This is a genomic window from Caulobacter sp. GW821-FHT10A06 (assembly GCF_059415805.1).
In genome coordinates this window covers 207,220-221,587 of the sequence record NZ_JBWKNY010000002.1, presented here as the reverse complement: position 1 = coordinate 221,587, position 14,368 = coordinate 207,220, and the positions used below count along the sequence as shown (strand labels likewise).

Sequence of the window (14,368 nt, the reverse complement as noted above, 5' to 3'; positions counted from 1 at the left end):
GACTACTCCTATTGACCAACGCCCACCCCGGGCCAGGTCACCCCAAGGAGAACAAGATGAAGCGCGCCGTTGTTGGAATGATCGCGGCCCTGGCCGCCGCCGCGCCGGCGGGCGCGGCCTTCGCCGCCGAGAAGCCGGTGTCCATCGTGCTGGTGCATGGCGCCTTCGTCGACGCCTCGGGCTGGCGCCCGGTCTACGACCTGCTGGAGAAGAAGGGCTACGAGGTCCTGATCGTCCAGAACCCGACGATCACCCTTGAGGGCGACGCCACGGCGACCCGACAGGCCATCGCCCAGGCGCGGCACCCGGTCATCCTGGTCGGCCACTCCTACGGCGGGGCGGTGATCACCGAGGCCGGCGCCGACCCCAAGGTCAAAAGCCTGGTCTATCTGGCCGCCTTCGCGCCCGACGCCGGCGAGTCCGTCCTGCAGCTGGCGACCACGCCCGTCCCCGGCGCGCCGCCCGCCCCTCTGCTGCCGCCCAAGGACGGCTTCATCCAGGTCGACCCGGCCAAGTTCGCCTCGGCCTTCGCCGCCGATGTCGACCCGGCCGTCACCCACTTCATGGCGGCCTCGCAAGTGCCGTGGGGCCTGGGCGCCGTGGGCGCCAAGATCACCGCGCCCGCCTGGAAGGCCAAGCCCAGCTACTACCTGCTGACGACCCAGGACCTGATGATCCCGCCCGCCGCCCAGCGCGCCATGGCGGTGCGGGCCAAGGCCACGCTGGTCGAAACGACCAGCAGCCACGCCGTGATGCTCTCCAAGCCCGCTTACGTCGCCGACTTCATCGCGATGGCGGCCGACGACGCCAAGTAGTCGCGCCGCCTGACGATCTCGCCCTGCCCTCCCCTAAAACCCACGGAGAACTTCGATGACTCGACTGCTCACGTCCCTGGCGCTCGCCGCCGCCACCCTGGCCGCCGCGCCCCACGCTATGGCCGCCCCGGCTCCGAAGGCCGCGATCACGCGTCCCGCGCCCCCCATCATCCACTACCGGACCGCCACCATCGACGGCGTGAAGGTGTTCTATCGCGAGGCCGGTCCGGCCGACGGTCCGGTGGTGCTGTTGCTGCACGGCTTCCCGACCTCGTCGCATATGTTCCGCAACCTGATCCCGCTGCTGGCCGACAAGTACCGGGTCATCGCGCCGGACTATCCGGGCTATGGCCAGAGCGACGCCCCGGACCACACCCAGTTCGCCTACACCTTCGCCAACCAGACCGACGTCGTCGAGAAGCTGACCACCCAGCTGGGCCTCAAGCGCTACACGATGTACGTCATGGATTACGGCGCCCCAATCGGCTACCGGCTGGCGCTGAAGCACCCCGAGCGGGTCAGCGGCCTGATCGTCCAGAACGGCAATGCCTACAATGAAGGCCTGCAGTCGCCGTTCTGGGATCCGATCAAGGTCTACTGGAAGGACCGCTCGCAGAAGAACCGCGACGCCCTGAACGGCCTGGTCACCCTGGACATCACCAAGTTCCAGTACACCGACGGCATGGGCGACGTGGCGCGCATCAGCCCCGACAACTGGGTGCACGATCAGGCGCTGCTCGACCGTCCGGGCAACCGCGACATCCAGCTGGACATGCTGGGCGACTACGGCTCGAACGTGCCGTTCTACCCCGACTTCCAGAAGTTCTTCCGCGACTACCAGCCGCCGACGCTGATCGTCTGGGGCAAGAACGACAAGATCTTCCCGGAAGCCGGCGCGCCGCCCTATCTGCGCGACCTGCCCAAGGCCGAGGTCCACATCCTCGACAGCGGCCACTTCGCCCTGGAAGATCGCCTCACCGAGATGGCGCCGCTGATCCACGACTTCCTGGATCGCAAGGTCACGAAGTAAGCCCTGGCGCTCGCCGCCAAGATATCCGCGACGCCTAGCGCGTCGCGGATATCGTGCGTAGACGCTGAGCGAAGACGTTCTCGATCAAGGCCTCGTCTCGCGAGGTCAGCTCGATGAACAACACCCGGCGCGGCGCGGCGGCATCCACCTCACCGTCGCGCGGCATGTCGATGACCACCGAGCGCATCGATCGGGCCAGCAAGGCCAGGATGCCCTCGAAGTCGCCCTCGACGGGGCCAGGCTGAACCTCTTCGAGCAGAGGCGGCCGCTCCGGCGCGCTCGTCAACGCCTGGCCAGTCTCCACCGGCGCGACGAACCGGTAGCCGCGACCGTTCACGGTGGCGATGTAGGTGGCGGAGTCCGCGTCGTCGTCGAGCGCCCGGCGCAAGGCGGCGATGTGGACCTTCAAGTTCCCTTCCACGACCGTGGTGTTGGGCCAGGCCTCCTCCAGCAGCTCGCGCTTGGTCAAAACCTCACCGGGACGCTGGACGAAGGCGGTCAGCAGGTCCAGCGCTCGACCGCCGACACGAACGACCTGGCCGCTTCTCAACAGCAGCTGGCGTCGCGGTATGAACAGGTAGGTCCCGAAGGCGAAGGTCGGCGCGTGGGTCATGGGCGCGCAGCCCTGCCCGGCGGCACAAGACGGCAGGTGGATTTCGAACGCTTCGACACACCACCCTCCTCGGATTAGAACCGGAAGGTAACGCTCGCCGCCATCGGGCTTCAATTCACCCATGGTCGCGTTGCTATCGCCGCAGGGCAGGCCGACCTAGCCTATCGTCGAGCGCGGCTAGACCTTGGTTGAGGTGGAAGCAGCGCTGCGATCACGTTAGGTTGCCGCGACGTCGGAGAGACAAGACGAAGGGCCGCTTGTGGCGCCTCCGCATGTCATGCCGCAGGCGGCTGAAAGTCGGATTCTGGAACAGCTCCATCGCGACATCGAGCGCCTGAGCCAGCTGCCTGAGATCTGGAAAGGCCTGGACCCGACGTCCATTGCGGAAAGCGTGCTCGAGACCCTGCTCGACATGCTCGCCCTGGATTTTGTCGGCCTGCGCTTCAGCGACACCACGCATGTCTTCCTGCGTGTGGCGCCGGCCTTCGGCGAGACCTGCTCGCCCGAAGAGGTCCGGATCGCCCTCGAGGATTGGTCGGCCGCCGGCGCACCGGGCGCCATGCTGACCCTCGACGGGCAGCCGATGTCGGTCGTCCAATGCCCCCTGGGTGAAATCGCCAGCATCGGCGTGATCCTGGCCGGGGCGCGTCGCAACGCCTTTCCCGACGCCATGGACCGGTCGAAGCTGAAGATCGCCGCCGCCCATGCCGCTTTGGCCTGCCGCGAAATGCGCGAACTCAGCGATCGCGCGCCGCCCGCCGACCTTCGCGACAAGCCCCTGTCCGAAGCAGCGCTGGCGGAAAGCGAATGGCGTCTGCACCTGACGATCAACACCATTCCGACGATGGCCTGGTCGACGACGCCCGACGGCCTGATCGACTTCTGCAACCAAAACTTCGTCGACTATGTCGGTTGGCCCGCCGAGGAGATCCGTGGCCAGGGCTTCTGGCCGATCTTCCACCCGGACGACACCGCCCACCTGCTGGCCGCCTGGCAGGAGATCATGGCGACCAAGCGCCCGCGCGATGTCGAAGGCCGGCTGCGCCGCGCCGATGGCGAATATCGCTGGTTCGTGCTCCGGCAGAACCCGCTGTTCGACGCGGACGGCAATGTCATCAAGTGGTACGGCGCGGGCGCCGATATCGAGGACCGCAAGCGCGCCGAGGCCGCGCTCGAAGAGGCCCAGGCCGCCCTGCTCGCCAGCGAGCAGAACCTCAACCTGATCATCAATTCGCTGCCCGTCCTAGTCTGGTCGGCGCGCCCTGACGGCAGCGCCGACTTCATCAACCACAGCTGGCGCGACTACGCCGGCGAGCCCGCCGACAAGATCCTGGAATGGGGCTTCCTGGATCTCTATCACCCCGACGATGTCCCCAGCATGATGGAGATCTGGACCCGGGACATCGCCCACAACGACCAGACCGCGCTCAAGGGGCGCATCCGCGGGGCCGACGGCCAGTACCGCTGGTTCTATTTCGCGGGCCGCAAACTGACCGACGCCAATGGCGTCGTCCGCTGGTTCGGCTGCAATGTCGACATCGAGGACCTGCAGCGCGCCGAGGACGCGCTTCGGGCCAGCGAAGCGGCGCTGCGTGAAAGCGAGCGGACCTTGAGCCTGATGCTGGACACCATTCCCGGCATGGCGTGGTCGACGACGGCGGAAGGTTATGCAGACACCTTCAACAAGCATTTTATCGACTTCGTCGGGCTGTCGGCCGAGACGCTGAAAGGCGCCGGCTTCCTCGCGCAATTCCATCCCGACGATGTCGATCGGATGTTCGCCGAGTGGCAGGTCATGATGGCCTCCAAGACCGGCGGCGACATCGAGGGGCGGTCGCGGCGCGCCGACGGCGAGTATCGCTGGCTGATCTGCCGGTGCAGCCCCCTGCTGAACGCAGAGGGCGAGGTCGTTCGCTGGTACGGCGTGAACCTGGACATCGAGGACCGCAAGTGCGCTGAGGCCGCACTGGTCGCCAGCGAGCGCAATGTCAGCCTGATTTTGGATTCGCTGCCTGTCCTGGTCTGGTCCGCCAAGGAAGGCGGCAGCGCCGATTTCGTGAACCAGAGGTACCTGGACTATGTCGGCCTTCCCGCCGACCACATCCTGGACTTCGGCTTCGCCGACGTCATCCATCCCGACGACGTGGACGGCCTGATGACGGCCTGGCGCGACGCCCAGGACAAGGACACCTCACTGGCGGTGGCCCGGATCCGGCGGTTCGACGGCGAGTATCGCTGGTTCTATTTCGCGGGCCAGAAGTTCGCCGATGCGAACGGAACCGTCCGGTGGTTCGGCGTCGACCTCGATATCGAAGACCTCAAGCGGACCGAAGAGGCGCTGAAGGCCAGTGAGGTCGCGCTGCGGGAAAACGAGCGCCGGCTGGAGCACATCATCAACGCGGTGCCCGGTCTGGTCTGGTCGGCGGACGCCGATGGCGTCATCACGTTCCTGAGTCAGCAATATCTGGACTTCATCGGCCAGACCGGCGCATCGGCGCTGTTGGGCGGCTGGATCGATGCGGTCCACCCGGACGACGCCAGGGGCCTTATGGACGCGTGGGTCCAGGCGCTGGCCCACGGCCGGGCCAACGAACACGAAGCCCGTCTTCGGCGCGCCGACGGCCGCTACCGCTGGATGCTGTTTCGCGCGAGCCCCTATTTCGATGACGCTGGACAGCTCACCGGGTGGTTCGGCGTCAATATCGACGTCGAAGACCGGCGACGCGCGCAGGATGCGCTTCGAAACAGCGAGGCGGCGCTGCGCGACAGCGAGCGCCAGCTTCAGCAGATCGTCTCCTCGATCCCGGGGCTGACCTGGTCCTCGGACGCTCAGGGCGCCACGACCTTCTGGAGTCAGCAGTATCTCGACTACGCCGGGGCCCAGCTTGAGGACGTGCTCGGGTTCGGGTTCGCCAACTATATCCACCCGGATGACCGCGACCACATTCTGGAGCTGTGGACCGAGATCATCGCTTCGGGCATCCCCGGCGAATCCGAGTTACGCCTGCTCCGAGCGGACGGTGAGTATCGCTGGTTCCTGATCCGGGCGTGCCCGTTCTTCGACGAGGCGGGCAATCTCACCCAGTGGTTCGGCGTCAATGTCGACATCGAGAACCGCAAGCGCGCGGAAGCCGGCCTGCGCCAGAGCCAGAACGACCTGGCCCACGTGACCCGGATGACGACCATCGGCGAACTCGCCGTGTCGATCGCCCACGAGGTCAACCAACCCCTGATGGCGGTCGTCACCAATGCCGGCGCCTGCCTGCGGTGGCTGGACAGCGCCCAGACCGACATCGCCATGGCGCGCCAGGCCGCCGAACGCATCGTCCGGGACGGCCACCGCGCGGGCGACATCATCACCAGCCTGCGCAACCTGGCGCGCAAGTCCGCGCCGCGCATGGAGAAGGTCAGCCTGGATCAGGTCATCCAGGTCGTCCTCGATCTTCTGCAGAACGAATTCCAGCGCCAGGGCGTGGTCGCCAAGGCTCAGCTGGAGACCAGCGCGATCACGATCCGGGGCGACAGCACCCAGCTGCAGCAGGTCGTCCTGAACCTGGTCATGAACGCGGTCGAGGCCATGTCCGGCACGGCCGCCGACCCACGCCGCCTGACCGTGAGCGCCCAGATCCGCGACGGCGACGCGCTGGTGAGCGTGACGGACACCGGACCGGGCCTGGGCGCCGACGACCCGGATCACCTGTTCGAGGCCTTCTACAGCACCAAGGCCGAAGGCATCGGCATGGGCCTTTCCATCTGCCGCTCGATCATCGAAGCCCACGGCGGCAGGATCTGGGCGGCCAACCACGGCGCGCGCGGCGGCGTCTTCAGTTTCACCCTGCCTTTGGCGGAAGGATACGGCGTTCATGTCTCCCATCGCTAAGGATGGCGGCGCCATCGTCGTCGTGATCGACGACGATGAGAGCGTCCGCGAAGCGCTACGCGGCCTGTTTCAATCGGTCGGCATGGTCACCGAGATCTACGGATCGGTGCAGGCTTTCCTCGAGTCAGGACAGCTGGAACGGGCCGGCTGCATCGTTCTGGACATCCGCCTGCCGGGACGCAGCGGCCTGGAGTTCCAGGAAGCCCTGGCCCGAACTGGCGCGACCTATTCGGTGGTGCTGATCAGCGGCCACGTCGATGTCCAGATGGCGGTTCGGGCGATGAAGGCCGGCGCGGTCGACGTCCTGACCAAGCCGGTGCGCGAGCAGGACTTGCTGGAAGCGGTGAACCGAGCCTTGGCCCTGGACCAGCAGCGCCGCATTGAGGCCCGGCACGATCAGGCGCTGCGGTCTCGCCACGCCACGCTGTCCGAGCGCGAGCGCCAGGTCTTCACGCTGGTCGCGGCCGGCCTGCTCAACAAGCAGATCGCCGAACGCGTCGCCATCACCGAGGCGACCGTGAAGCTGCATCGCAGCCAGGTGATGAAGAAGATGGAAGCCGAGTCCCTGCCTGAGCTGGTCCGCATGGCCGACCGGCTGGCCAAGGGCGAGGCCAGCCCGAACCTCTGAGCCGCCGGCGACAGGTCGCCCCGTCACCGGCGAGCAGGCATCAGGCCTCGTTCATGAAGCCGCGCAGCAGCGCGTTATACTGGGCCGGCTTTTCGTTCATCGTCAGGTGTGAGCAGCCGGTCATCACGGCCAGGCGCGCGTGGCCGGCGATCCCGTCGCGAAGGGTCTGGTGGCAATCGAGGGTGACCTCGTCGAACTCGCCGGTGGTGATCAGGGTCTTCTGGGTGATCGCCTTAAGGTCCTTGCGGCGGTCCCAGTCCTTGATCTTGCCGACGATGGTGAACTCGTTGGGGCCATTCAGCACGCGATAGGCCGGCGACTTGGCGAGCGCCTCCAGGGTCGTCAGCACCTCGGGGCTGGGCGGAACGCGCAGAACGAAGGTGTCGTAGAACGCCTGGACCAGCTCGGCATATTCGGGCGTGCCCGTCTTGCCGGCCTTTTCCAGCGCATGGATCTTGTCGCCCCAGCCGTCGGGCATGGTGGCGAACAGGCGCTTAAAGCCCGCCATGACCTGCGGGATGCTGGCCATGGCGCCGCTGAGGATCAGGCGCTCGACGCCCTGCCCTCGGCCTTGGCACAGATACTCGACCGCCAGCAGCGCGCCCCAGGAATGGCCAAGCAGCACGACCCGGTCCAGGCCCAGGGCGGCGCGCACGGCGTCCAGTTCCTCGACCGAGCGCTGGATCGAGTAGGCGCTGTCCTCTTCAGGCGCGTCGGCCCGGCCGCAACCCAGCTGATCGTAGAAGATGACCGGGCGCTCGTCGGCCAGGGCCTGCAGCGGCAGCAGGTAGTTGTGCGACGAGCCCGGCCCGCCGTGCAGCGTCAGAAGCGGCGTCTTGCCGCCCGAGCCGAACTTTCGCCAATAGATCCGACCGCCCGGCACGCTGGCATAGCCTTCCGATTGGGGCGGGTTGGCGAACGCCGCGCTGGCTGAGGCCGCAAGGCTCAGGCCCAGGACGCCGGCCCCGGACTTCAAGGCGCGCCGGCGGGTCCAGCTGGGGGTGGTCATGATCGATACTCCTGACGATACAACTTAAAAGGCTTGCCCGCGCCCGAAACCGGTGTAGCCCGCACGCCTCGGCGCCGCGAGCGAACGGCTCGAAACTCAGGGTTTCCAGGATCGACCTGTCAGTTCAGCTGAGCCGGCGACAGGGTGATGGCGGCCTGACGCCGCCACCGTGCGGGGGTGCATCCCGTGACGTTGCCGAAGGTGCGCGTGAAGTGCGCCTGATCGGCAAAGCCGCACGCCAGGGCGATCTGGCTAAGCTTCGTCCCGCCATCGGTCATCAAGCCCTGCGCGCGGTCGACCCGCCGACGCGCCACGAACCGGGTGAAGGTGACGCCGAAGGACTGCCGGAAACATCGGGAGAAGTAGCCGGGGCTCAGGCGCGCATGGCTGGCCGCCGCGCCCAACGACACACGGCCTTGCAGGCCCGCGTCGACATAGTCTCGAACCCGCTTGGCCTGCCAAGGAAGCAGACCTTCGTAGTGATCGGCGCCGTTGGCCAAGGCCTGTTGAAACTGGTGCACGGGACTCTCTCCTCCCTGGTGATTTCACCTGGGCAGACTAGGAGAAGCCGCCGCCGTGTTGGTGTTAAGCCCAGTAAATCGCGGTCAAGTCCGATGTCGTCGCAGATCACCTGGCGACAGCGAAAACCCGTTCTTCGCGTGAGAACTGTTCAAGCCGAGCCGACGCGTCTCGGCGCTAATTCAGTTCAGCCACACACATGAACGACGAGGGCCAAGGTCTTGGACATCTCGGCGCCGCGGGCGCATTCCGCCGATCGCCAGAGATATAAAAAATGGAAACAATGAATTTCCATCATTTCCATTTCAGGACCAATGGATCACGGCCAAAGTCACGTCATCGCAGCAAACGCGGCGGCCCGGAGCGGCTCGCCAACAAGCCCAAGGACTGGATCCAACCATGACCCCGCAAGCCAAAGCCGCCCCCGGCGCACGTCTCCTCAACGCCACCGACCACACCCTGATCATGATCGACTTCCAGTCGCAGATGGCCTTCGCCACCAAGTCGATCGACACCAGCCTGCTGCGCACCAATGCGGCCCTGGTCGCCAACGGCGCCGCTGGCTTTGGCGTCTCGACCATCCTGACCACGGTCGCCGAGAAGAGCTTCTCGGGCCCGATGTTCTCGGAAATCACCGACGCCTTCCCCGGCCAGTCGCTGCTGGACCGCACGTCGATGAACACCTGGGAAGACGAGGCGGTCATCGCCCAGGTCAACGCCATCGGCAAGAAGCGCATCGTGCTGGCCGGCCTGTGGACCAGCGTCTGCATCGTCGGCCCGGCGCTCTCGGCGCTGGACCAAGGCTTCGAGGTCTATGTCATCACCGACGCCAGCGGCGACATCTCCGACGAAGCGCATGAGCGCGCCGTGGCCCGCATGGTCCAGGCCGGCGCCCAGCCGATGACCTCGCTGCAATACCTGCTGGAGCTGCAACGCGACTGGGCGCGCGGCGAGACCTACGACATGACCACGGGCGTCGCCCGCCGGTTCGGTGGCGCCTACGGCCTGGGCATCACCTACGCCAAGACCATGTTCGGCGCCTCTGAAGGCCACTGACACAAGTCACCGGGGCGGGCCGACGGACCCGCCCCCTGTTCTCGAAGCTGGAGCGTCGTCATGAAACCCTATCTGCTCTCCCTGGGCGCGGGCCTGCTGGTCGGCGTGATCTATGCGCTGCTGAACGTGCGCTCGCCCGCCCCGCCGGCCATCGCCCTCCTGGGCCTGCTCGGCATGCTGCTGGGCGAGCAGGCGGTCCCGATCGCCAAGCGCCTGATGACCAAGGCGCCGGTCGTGGCCTACCTCAAGACCCCCGAATGCGCCGGTCAGGTGCTGGGTCCCCAGGCCGTTGACCCGCGCAAGACCGAGGGCCAGGCATGACCCTCAATCGCCGCCAGACTGTCGCGCTCGGCGCGGCCTTTCTCTCCAGTTCCGCTTTCGCTGAAAGGCGCCCCATGACCGATCTGCTCCTCATCAACGGCAAGTTCACAACCCTCGACCGTTCCAACCCGCGCGCCGACGCCGCCCTGGTGCGTGACGGCAAGTTCGCCGCCGTCGGCGAGGAAGGCAAGGTTCGCAAGGCCGCCGGTGAGAACCCGACGATCATCGACCTGAAGGGTCGCCGGGTGATCCCGGGCCTGATCGACAGCCACATGCACATCATCCGTGGCGGCCTGAACTACAACATGGAGTTGCGCTGGGACGGCGTGCCGACCCTGGCCGACGCCATGGCCATGCTGAAGAAGCAGGCCGCCAACACCCCGCCGCCCCAGTGGGTGCGCGTCGTGGGCGGCTTCACCGAGCACCAGTTCGTCGAGAAGCGCCTGCCGACCCTGGACGAGATCAATGCCGCCGCGCCCGAGACGCCGGTGTTCATCCTCCACCTCTATGACCGCGCCCTGCTGAACCGCGCCGCCCTGCGCGCCGTCGGCTACACCAAGGACACCCCCAACCCGCCGGGCGGCGAAATCCAGCGCGACGCCTCGGGTGAGCCCACGGGGCTCCTGCTGGCCCAGCCGAACGCCACGATCCTGTACGCCACCCTGGCCAAGGGTCCCAAGCTGCCGGAAGAATACCAGCTGAACTCGACCCGCCACTTCATGCGCGAGATGAACCGCCTGGGCGTGACCGGCGTGATCGACGCCGGCGGCGGCTTCCAGAACTACCCCGATGACTACGCGATCATCGAGAAGCTGCACATGGACGACCAGCTGACCCTGCGCATCAGCTACAACCTGTTCACCCAGAAGCCGAAGGCCGAGCTGTCGGACTTCCAGTCGTGGTCCAAGCAGGTCAAGCCCGGCCAGGGCGACGACAAGTACCGCCACAACGGCGCCGGCGAGATGCTGGTCTACAGCGCCGCCGACTTCGAGGACTTCCGGGTCGAACGTCCCGAGATGCCGGCCAACATGGAGAGCGACCTGGAGCCGGTGATCCGTCATCTGGTCGAGAACCGCTGGCCCTGGCGCCTGCACGCCACCTATGACGAGACCATCACGCGGGCGCTGGACGTCTACGAGAAGGTCAATCGTGACATGCCGTTCGACGGCCTGCACTGGTTCTTCGACCACGCCGAAACCATCAGCGACCGCAACATCGACCGTATCGCGGCCCTGGGCGGCGGCATCGCCGTGCAGCACCGCATGGCCTTCCAGGGCGAGTACTTCATGGACCGCTACGGGGCCAAGGCCGCCGAGGCGACGCCGCCGATCACCAAGATGCTGAAGGCCGGCGTGCCGGTCGGCGCGGGTACGGATGCGACCCGCGTGGCCAGCTACAATCCGTGGGTCTCGCTGAACTGGCTGGTGACCGGCAAGACGGTGGGCGGCACGCGCCTCTACCCGCCGGCCAACCGCGTCGATCGCGAAGAGGCCCTGCGCCTGTGGACCACCGCCAACACCTGGTTCTCGAACGAGGAAGGCAAGAAGGGCCAGATCGCCGTCGGCCAGCTGGCCGACCTGGCGGTGCTCGCCGACGACTACATGACCGTGCCCGAGGATGAGATCCCGCACCTGTCGGCCGTGCTGACCCTGCTGGGCGGCAAGGTGGTCCACGGCGAAGGCGACTACGCCAAGCTCTCGCCCTCCCTCCCCCCGCCGATGCCTGACTGGTCGCCCGTGCGCACCTTCGGCGGCTATCAGAACCGCTCGAAGCGCACGGCGATGGCGCTGGCCTCGGCCTGCGGCTGCGCCAGCAGCTGCAACGTCCACGGCCACGACCACGCCTCGGCCTATACCCGTGAGGCCCCGACGTCCGATGCGCGCTCCTTCTGGGGCGCCATGGGCTGCGGCTGCTGGGCGGTTTGATCATGGCCGGTTCGACACAGACCCCACACTTCATCGACGCCATCCTCGACTGGCGGCCCACAGCGCACATCGCCCGCCTGGCCCTGGTCAGCGCCTATCTGCTGGGCGCGGCCGTCAAGGCCAGCGACTTTCCCGGCGCCGTCGCCGAGCAGACCCACTTCGGCATGAGCCCGCCGGCCTTCTGGGCCGCGCTGACCATCGCCGTCGAAATTGTCGGCCCCTTGCTGATCCTGACCCGTCGCTGGCTGTGGCTGGGCGCGGGCATGCTGGGCGTCTTCACCCTGCTGGCGGCCTTCAAGGCCAATGCGTTCTGGGCGATGGCGCCGGGGCATGACCGCTTCATGGCCACGAACGCCTTCGTCGAGCACATCGGCCTGATCGGCGGCTTCGTGCTGGTCGCGCTGCTGGACCGTCGGGAGCGCGCCGCATGAGCCCGCCCTCCCCGCGCCTGTCTGCGACCACGGCCATCGGCATGGCCCTGGTCGGCGGCTATGTCGACGTGGTCGGCTTTGTCCTGCTGTTCGGCCTGTTCGTGAACCACGCCACCGGCAACCTTGTCATGCTGGGCGTATCCCTGGCTGGCGGCGGCCAGGGCATCGCCACCAAGCTCCTGTCCTTGCCGGTGTTCATCCTCGCGGCCGCCGCGACCTATGTGATGATCTGCAAGCGCCGGGCGCGCGGCCAGGCCAACGAGGCGGCGGTGCTGCTGCTGCAGGCGGTGATGCTGCTGGTCTTCATGCTGCTGACCGTCGCGGCCCTGCCGGCTAAGAGCGCCGACCAACCGGCGGTGATGCTGGCGGGCCTGGTCGGCGTCTGCGCCATGGCCGTCCAGAACGTCGGCGCGCGGGTGGTGTTCAGCCACATGGCCCCGACCACCATCATGACCGGCAACGTCACCCAGATCGCCATCGACCTCGTTGACCTGCTGTCCTCCAAGAATGGCCTGGACGAAGCCCTGCGCGCCCGGATCGCCAAGACCTGGCCGCCGGTCATGGCCTTCGCGGTCGGCGCCATCGGCGGCGCGGTCGGGGTGCTGGTCGCCGGGGCCTGGAGCCTGCTGCCGGCCGTCGTCGTCGTCGCCATCCTGGGGGGCCTGTACGCCCGCGCCCCGCGCGCCATGCAGGCATGATCGCCGCCCTGCTCGCCGCGGCAGCCGTCCAGGCCGCCGAGCCGCCCGCCTTCAAGCCGGTGCGATCTGACGAAGACTACGGTTACCTGAAGGATGTCCAGGATCGCGCCGGCCAGGATCCGCTCCGCTACATCCCGCTGGGCGGCGACGCCTATCTCAGCCTCGGCGGCGAGGCCCGCCTGCGGGTGGACGCCATCGACGCCCCGCACTTCGGCATCGGCGGCGAGCAGGCCGACACCTTCGCCCTGACCCGGCTGCTGCTCAGCGCCGACCTGCACCTGACCCCGGCCGTCCGCGTCTATGGCGAACTCGGCGTCCATCGCGACATCGGCAAGCGCGACCCCGCCACGGCCCTGGATCGCGACGGCGTCGACGCCCAGGTGCTGTTCGTCGACATCGCGCCCGCCGCCGGCTGGCGCGTGCGCCTGGGCCGCCAGGAGCTGCAGCTGAACCCGATCCAGCGCTTCATCGCCGTGCGGGAGTCGCCCAACATCCGCCAGAGCTTCGACGGCGCGCGGGTCACGCGCTCGGCCGGCGACCTGAAGCTGGACGCCTTCTACCTGCAGCCTGTCGCCCTCTCGCCCGGCGCCTTCGACGACACGCGTAGCCGCACCCAGCGGTTCTACGGCCTCTATGCCGCGGCCAGGCTATCGCCCCGCCAGACCCTCGACGTCTACGCCTTGGGCCTGGAGCGCGATCGCGTGCGGTTCGGCGCGGTCGTCGGGGACGAGCGCCGCACCAGTCTCGGCGCGCGCCTGGCCGGGACGGCGGGCGCCTTCGACTACGACGCCGAAGGCATGGTCCAGGGCGGGCGCTTCGCCGGTCGCAGGATCCGCGCCTGGTCGGCCTCGGCCGCCGGCGGCTACACGCTGAGCCAGCCGTGGAAGCCGCGCCTGGGCCTGCGCCTGGACCTGGGCTCGGGCGACAAAGACCCGACCGACGGCGTCCTGGGAACCTTCAACCCGCTGTTCCCCAAGGGCGGCTATTTCAACGAAACGACGCTGTTCAGCTGGGGCAATCTGGTGTCGCTGCGGTCCAGCCTGGGCGTGACGCCGCGCAAGGGCGTCAGCCTGGAGGCCAGCTATTCGACGCATCGCCGCTGGACCGGCGCAGACGCCATCTACATCCAGCCCCTGGTCCCGCTGGCGCCCAGCGGAACCGACAGCGCCAAGGCCGTCGGCGGCGCCGCCCAGCTCGATGGCAGCTGGCAGGTCACCCGCAACCTGAAGCTCCAGGCCCAGTGGGTCCATCAGCAGGCCGGACCGGCGGTTCGCGCGCTGGGCGGAAAGCCCGTCGACCTGGCCGTTCTGTTCGCCCAACTTCGCTTCTGAGCGCCCAGCGACTTCTTCCTCTAGGGCGACAACCAAGATCAGGCGGCCTTCGTTCTATCGAGGGCCGCCTCTCGTCGACGCACCCACGGTCAAGCTCGTTCAGGCGCGCTTC

At 67.6% G+C, this 14,368-nt stretch carries 13 protein-coding genes; 10 read left to right on the top strand and 3 right to left on the bottom strand.

Annotation, left to right across the window (positions count from 1 at the left end; genetic code table 11):
- The first annotated feature begins 56 nt into the window (after positions 1–56).
- Positions 57–815, top strand: a complete 759-nt coding sequence (locus AC07NF_RS04965) for an alpha/beta hydrolase (protein WP_494628489.1) — start codon at positions 57–59, stop codon at positions 813–815.
- A 55-nt stretch (positions 816–870) separates the two neighbouring features.
- Positions 871–1,845 (top strand): alpha/beta fold hydrolase, encoded by a 975-nt coding sequence (locus AC07NF_RS04960; protein ID WP_494628491.1) that lies wholly within the window; start codon positions 871–873, stop codon positions 1,843–1,845.
- Between the two features lie 34 nt (positions 1,846–1,879).
- Here the strand turns inward: AC07NF_RS04960 and AC07NF_RS04955 are convergent, their stop codons facing one another.
- Positions 1,880–2,458 carry a winged helix-turn-helix domain-containing protein gene (locus AC07NF_RS04955; RefSeq protein WP_494628493.1) on the bottom strand — a complete coding sequence of 193 codons (579 nt, stop codon included), beginning with the start codon at positions 2,456–2,458 and terminating at the stop codon, positions 1,880–1,882.
- A 277-nt stretch (positions 2,459–2,735) separates the two neighbouring features.
- On the opposite strand from AC07NF_RS04955, the gene AC07NF_RS04950 reads away from it, so the two are divergent.
- Together AC07NF_RS04950 and AC07NF_RS04945 are read left to right on the top strand one after the other, a co-directional pair.
- Positions 2,736–6,338 carry a PAS domain-containing sensor histidine kinase gene (locus tag AC07NF_RS04950; protein ID WP_494628495.1) on the top strand — a complete coding sequence of 1,201 codons (3,603 nt, stop codon included), beginning with the start codon at positions 2,736–2,738 and terminating at the stop codon, positions 6,336–6,338.
- Complete coding sequence (locus tag AC07NF_RS04945; protein WP_494628497.1) at positions 6,322–6,966, top strand: response regulator transcription factor; 645 nt, start codon at positions 6,322–6,324, stop codon at positions 6,964–6,966. Before AC07NF_RS04950 ends, AC07NF_RS04945 begins: the two co-directional genes overlap by 17 nt.
- A 40-nt stretch (positions 6,967–7,006) precedes the next feature.
- On the opposite strand, the gene AC07NF_RS04940 is transcribed toward AC07NF_RS04945, so the two are convergent.
- Together AC07NF_RS04940 and AC07NF_RS04935 are read right to left on the bottom strand one after the other, a co-directional pair.
- Positions 7,007–7,975, bottom strand: a complete 969-nt coding sequence (locus tag AC07NF_RS04940; protein ID WP_494628499.1) for a proline iminopeptidase-family hydrolase — start codon at positions 7,973–7,975, stop codon at positions 7,007–7,009.
- Positions 7,976–8,094: 119 nt separating this feature from the next.
- The gene (locus tag AC07NF_RS04935; protein WP_494628501.1) at positions 8,095–8,496 is read right to left on the bottom strand and encodes a helix-turn-helix domain-containing protein; all 402 of its coding nucleotides are present in this window, start codon (positions 8,494–8,496) and stop codon (positions 8,095–8,097) included.
- Between the two features lie 397 nt (positions 8,497–8,893).
- Here AC07NF_RS04935 and AC07NF_RS04930 point away from each other — a divergent pair, with 397 nt between their 5' ends.
- The 6 genes from AC07NF_RS04930 to AC07NF_RS04905 all read left to right on the top strand — a co-directional run bounded on the left by AC07NF_RS04930 (position 8,894) and on the right by AC07NF_RS04905 (position 14,256).
- On the top strand, positions 8,894–9,550 hold the full coding sequence (locus AC07NF_RS04930; RefSeq protein WP_494628503.1) for a hydrolase: 657 nt from the start codon (positions 8,894–8,896) through the stop codon (positions 9,548–9,550).
- A gap of 60 nt (positions 9,551–9,610) precedes the next feature.
- A complete protein-coding gene (locus tag AC07NF_RS04925; protein WP_494628505.1) occupies positions 9,611–9,871 on the top strand; it encodes a DUF1427 family protein in 261 nt (86 codons plus the stop codon).
- Positions 9,872–9,945: 74 nt separating this feature from the next.
- Positions 9,946–11,796 (top strand): amidohydrolase, encoded by a 1,851-nt coding sequence (locus AC07NF_RS04920; RefSeq protein WP_494628507.1) that lies wholly within the window; start codon positions 9,946–9,948, stop codon positions 11,794–11,796.
- Between the two features lie 2 nt (positions 11,797–11,798).
- Positions 11,799–12,227 carry a DoxX family protein gene (locus AC07NF_RS04915; protein WP_494628509.1) on the top strand — a complete coding sequence of 143 codons (429 nt, stop codon included), beginning with the start codon at positions 11,799–11,801 and terminating at the stop codon, positions 12,225–12,227.
- The gene (locus AC07NF_RS04910; RefSeq protein WP_494628511.1) at positions 12,224–12,925 is read left to right on the top strand and encodes a YoaK family protein; all 702 of its coding nucleotides are present in this window, start codon (positions 12,224–12,226) and stop codon (positions 12,923–12,925) included. Before AC07NF_RS04915 ends, AC07NF_RS04910 begins: the two co-directional genes overlap by 4 nt.
- Positions 12,922–14,256, top strand: coding sequence for an alginate export family protein (locus AC07NF_RS04905; protein WP_494628513.1), 1,335 nt, complete (start codon positions 12,922–12,924; stop codon positions 14,254–14,256). Before AC07NF_RS04910 ends, AC07NF_RS04905 begins: the two co-directional genes overlap by 4 nt.
- The last annotated feature ends 112 nt before the right edge of the window (positions 14,257–14,368 follow it).